Annotated in this window: 7 protein-coding genes; 5 read left to right on the top strand and 2 right to left on the bottom strand. The window is 36.8% G+C overall.

The genetic code is table 11. The features are described 5' to 3' along the window. The first annotated feature begins 148 nt into the window (after positions 1-148). From BGI33_RS02960 to BGI33_RS02950, 3 genes are all read left to right on the top strand, one after another. Positions 149-769: a hypothetical protein gene (locus BGI33_RS02960; RefSeq protein WP_100089896.1), complete on the top strand. Its 621-nt coding sequence runs from the start codon at positions 149-151 to the stop codon at positions 767-769. Between the two features lie 139 nt (positions 770-908). Further along, a complete protein-coding gene (locus BGI33_RS02955) occupies positions 909-1,187 on the top strand; it encodes a hypothetical protein (RefSeq protein WP_100089895.1) in 279 nt (92 codons plus the stop codon). A gap of 20 nt (positions 1,188-1,207) precedes the next feature. Continuing rightward, entirely contained in the window at positions 1,208-2,056 is an 849-nt protein-coding gene (locus tag BGI33_RS02950; RefSeq protein WP_100089894.1) for an immunity 22 family protein, read from the top strand. A gap of 95 nt (positions 2,057-2,151) precedes the next feature. Here BGI33_RS02950 and BGI33_RS13360 read toward each other — a convergent pair whose 3' ends face one another. Together BGI33_RS13360 and BGI33_RS13355 are read right to left on the bottom strand one after the other, a co-directional pair. Continuing rightward, positions 2,152-2,337: a hypothetical protein gene (locus tag BGI33_RS13360; protein ID WP_100114019.1), complete on the bottom strand. Its 186-nt coding sequence runs from the start codon at positions 2,335-2,337 to the stop codon at positions 2,152-2,154. A 45-nt stretch (positions 2,338-2,382) separates the two neighbouring features. Further along, entirely contained in the window at positions 2,383-2,616 is a 234-nt protein-coding gene (locus BGI33_RS13355) for a hypothetical protein (RefSeq protein ID WP_218965113.1), read from the bottom strand. 60 nt (positions 2,617-2,676) lie between these two features. Between BGI33_RS13355 and BGI33_RS13350 the strand changes: the two genes are divergently transcribed. Then, complete coding sequence (locus tag BGI33_RS13350) at positions 2,677-3,498, top strand: RHS repeat domain-containing protein (RefSeq protein ID WP_218965112.1); 822 nt, start codon at positions 2,677-2,679, stop codon at positions 3,496-3,498. Positions 3,499-3,505: 7 nt separating this feature from the next. Continuing rightward, positions 3,506-3,799, top strand: a complete 294-nt coding sequence (locus BGI33_RS02940; RefSeq protein ID WP_025315306.1) for a hypothetical protein — start codon at positions 3,506-3,508, stop codon at positions 3,797-3,799. The last annotated feature ends 154 nt before the right edge of the window (positions 3,800-3,953 follow it).

Here is a 3,953-nt window from a genome sequence, read left to right as displayed (position 1 = left end):
TTGAAGAGCTTGGTCGTCTTGAAGGTACTGCAAATAAACAACATCCAGTTGGTTTGCATAATGCTAACAGAGAGGCTTATCTTGAAGCCGCCGATAAACATCTTGAAGGTCGAAAGAGTGTTCCTAAAAAAAGAGGTCGATGCTAATTATGGCTAAGCGTGTTGTTTGGAAGAAAAATGATCTAGTCAATATCCAATTACGTGATAATTTATACACAATTGGACAGATGCTAACCAGCCCTGAAATGCGTTTTTATGATATTTTCAATTCAGATGGAGCATGGAAAAATTTAGATTTAAATAAAATAGAACCATTGTTCAGAGTTTTTGTTGGGAATGTAATTAATAAGTCATTAATTCAGGGGAAAATAAAATCCACTACAGTAATACCCAGCTCAAAGCCCAACGAAAGATATTGGATTAAACCCTATACAATTTTAGATTATGGGCACTACAAAGGTGACAGATTTAATTTTCATTTTTTAGGAGGAAAACTAATAGACCTCGTCCCTGATGCTAATGGCATTTTAAGTACAACTAGAGCACCAATTATCAAAGAAGATTTAACTCTTCCACAGGATCGTAAGCTTATTGAACAATATGAACTGACTAATATGTGGGGCGATGTAGATTTAAGAGACCGTCTCTGCCGCTATTTTGATACAGGTATTAACCGTGATGATCTGAAGTTTGAAGTATTCCCTGGTTTATGGAATGACAGAGAAAAATTACGTCCCCTGACACGGCGATTACCAGAACCACTTCGTTAAGCAGATAGCCAAAAGAAAACGAAATTACCCTTTTTTTATTTAACTGAATGATTATCAAAGAAAACAAGGATAAAGAAACCACTATTCCAATATTGGATCTGTAAAAGATGCTTTACGAAATGGTGACGGTAAGCATGAAATGTTCCCTGTTAGTCTAGCAGCAAAAGCCAAGTCATTAGGCTTTACCGCTCAGGAATTAAAAGCACTGACTGTACCGACAAAGGATATTTATTTTACCGGTGTTAAACATGGAAAAACAGGAGAAATACTTGAAGGAGCTCATCATGGCTCTCGTGCTGGCAGATGGTTCCATAAGGAGCTAATAAGAAAATTGAAGGGAGCCAAATCGAAAACACAAGCAATGGATATAATTGATAATATGCATGAAAAGCATATGAGAAAAAAATCTAAATGTTAATCAATTAAGGAGTAGTCATCATGAGTAAAATTGATTTGAATAAAGTTACCATTTTACTATGGATAGGCAATAATTTTTCTTCAGATGAAGAATATCAGCAATATTTTCACCAATTTGAAGGTATACAAGAAGACTTATTAAATCCTAAACCACGATGTTTATTTTGTGCAGATGTGGGACATATTGCATATATAAGAGAAAAGCTTATTATGCCTGATAGATTCTCTTCACCTCAGGATATCAATCTTATTATTGATACAATAGAAGTGAATGAAAGCGAAAAGAAAAATATCTATGAACAATGTATTAAATCAGGTGTTACAACAGCCAATGCGGTATTCTGGTACATTAATAATGATCTTTCATTAAATTTAGAGGTACAAAAACCTTATAAAGAAAATTATAACGGACTTAAATATATAGGCGAATTTAACGCGGATACTAAATATCCACTAGAGGTATATGATCCCACAGACGACTACTATTTATGGGTAGGGACTAATACAATGCCAGTTGAGGAATATAATAAATATTTTGAGCTGGATTTTACTGAAGAATTAGGTAGTCCTGAATATAAAATTTGTGGCTTTTGTAAAGACACAGGTAATAACTGGTATGATGAGGATTTTATTGGTTATCCGGAACCATTAAAAAATGATGTTGAAATTGATAAACTCATTGATGAGCTGGTAACTGATGATTCAGAATGCATACAAAAAATTAAAGCAAAATGTCATCAATTAGGCATAACTAAAGCCAATGCTGTAATCTGGTATATAGCAAATAATGAACTGAGTGAATTTAAGGTTAAAAAGCCATACAAAGAAAATTATAATGGACTTAAATATATAGGCATATTTCATTTTTAATATCAATATGCAGATAGTTGGTAAGCTTTGCAATAATCCGCCACACAAGCCTGAGTCTTATCGCTCAGGCTTTTTAATTGGATTGATCTTGTACGTTATTTTAAGAATATAACTATTGAAGATGATTTACCGATATCCTCATCAAACGCAGCTACCAGTACGACAACCTCGACCAACTGGTAAGCAAAAAACACAGCAAACACGGGCAGACCGATTACTACTATGATCGCACCGGCAGAATCGAAGGCTGTCGTAACCAGAGATACTGGGAAACCCTGCAATATGATGCTGCTGCTAACCTATTAGACCACAGACGGCCAATAGAATTAGACCCCAGCAATCAGAATGTCATCCGCTGTAACCAGCTCCTGAATTTCAGAGGGCACCACTACCGCTACGACGAGCATGGCAGAACCCAGACCAAACAGACCATCGGCACAACCCAGCACTACCACTACGATGCTGAACACCGCCTGAGCGAAGTACGCATCGAACAAATAGGCCGCAGCCAGCGTTACGGCTACGTCTACGACGCCCTTGGCCGGCGTATTGAAAAGCATCAGATAGACCGTGAAGGCAAACCCTACAACCGTACCCGCTTCCTGTGGGACGGCTTAAGAATGATTCAGGAAACCGGCCCGAATCACCCCACCAGCCTGTATATCTACACCGACCAGAACAGCTACGAACCACTGGCGCGGATAGACACAGACGGCAACCAAGAACAACATATCCGCTACTTCCACACCGACCTGAATGGCTGCCCAGAAGAACTAACCGATGCAAACGGTAAAATACTTTGGGAATGTAGCTTTCAGTTATGGGGTAAAAGGATTCATGAAATCGAACACGAATCAGTAGAGCAAAACCTCAGATATCAGGGACAATATTTAGACAGGGAAACCGGCTTACATTACAATACTTTCAGGTACTATGATCCGGATATAGGTAGATTTACCCAGCCAGACCCGATTGGGTTGCTGGGTGGGTTTAATCTGTATCAGTATGCATTTAATTCTCTAATGTGGATTGATCCATTAGGATTAGCACCATGTGCTAAAGTAAGTGAGTTTGATCGTATAAAAAGTGGTAAAGTCTATAGAGTTATTAGACAAGATGAAAACATATCTTCTGGATTGTTTTCACTAAACCCAAATAATATAAAAACGGTTGCAGGACATGTAACATCAGGAAGTCGTTCTCCATCTCAGTTTATATCTGCAACCAAAGATTTAAGTATCGCTGAAAAATGGGCTAGTAAAACTGGAAATAGAATAGTTGAAATAGACTTGAGTAAAATTTCGGGTGGGGCAATTGATATATCTTCTACTAAAGGTCTTGACCTCTTAGGTAATCAATTTGCAAGACGATTAGCTAAAGGTTCTTCGGAGGTGCTATTTGACGCACCTATTCCAGCAAATGCAATAAAACTAATTAATTAGGTATTTTATGAAAATTATAAATTCTGATGTTAATGAAAAGATTATCGGTGTAGTTGAAAAAATTAGATTACTAGATAAGTTAGATGAACAAACAATGAATGATCTCTATACTTCACTGGATGAGATGGTAACTAATTATAAAGAAAAAAATTTTATTTCAAAGGAATTAGCATATAATCTTTTAGTCCTGCATGACAATTTAGAAGGTGCTTTAAACTTTGGTTCTTATGAAGACATGGAGTATATAAGTAATATTAATTCAAAAGTAAGCGAATATATTGAAAAAATATTTCTAAGTTAAAAAGAAAAACTGAAATTAAATCAGGATGACTAATGGTACTAACACTATGACGCCCTTGGCAGATGCATTGAAAAACGGAAGTTAGACCGCGAAGGTTAACCGTACAACCGTACCCGCTTTCTATGGGACGGCTTAAGAATGATTCAGGAAACCG

Origin of the sequence: Snodgrassella alvi (assembly GCF_002777425.1) — a bacterium.
In the GTDB taxonomy this organism is placed as follows: domain Bacteria; phylum Pseudomonadota; class Gammaproteobacteria; order Burkholderiales; family Neisseriaceae; genus Snodgrassella; species Snodgrassella alvi_B.
Note: the sequence above shows the minus strand (reverse complement) of the source record. Positions and strands in the feature narration are given on the sequence as shown.

Excerpts from the sequence above, each read along its gene's own strand:
- BGI33_RS02960 (WP_100089896.1), top strand. The coding sequence starts at position 149 with ATGGCTAAGCGTGTTGTTTGGAAGAAAAATGATCTAGTCAATATCCAA.
- BGI33_RS02955 (WP_100089895.1), top strand. The coding sequence starts at position 909 with ATGTTCCCTGTTAGTCTAGCAGCAAAAGCCAAGTCATTAGGCTTTACC.
- BGI33_RS02950 (WP_100089894.1), top strand. The coding sequence starts at position 1,208 with ATGAGTAAAATTGATTTGAATAAAGTTACCATTTTACTATGGATAGGC.
- BGI33_RS13355 (WP_218965113.1), bottom strand. The coding sequence starts at position 2,616 with ATGCTTTTCAATACGCCGGCCAAGGGCGTCGTAGACGTAGCCGTAACG.
- BGI33_RS13350 (WP_218965112.1), top strand. The coding sequence starts at position 2,677 with ATGATTCAGGAAACCGGCCCGAATCACCCCACCAGCCTGTATATCTAC.
- BGI33_RS02940 (WP_025315306.1), top strand. The coding sequence starts at position 3,506 with ATGAAAATTATAAATTCTGATGTTAATGAAAAGATTATCGGTGTAGTT.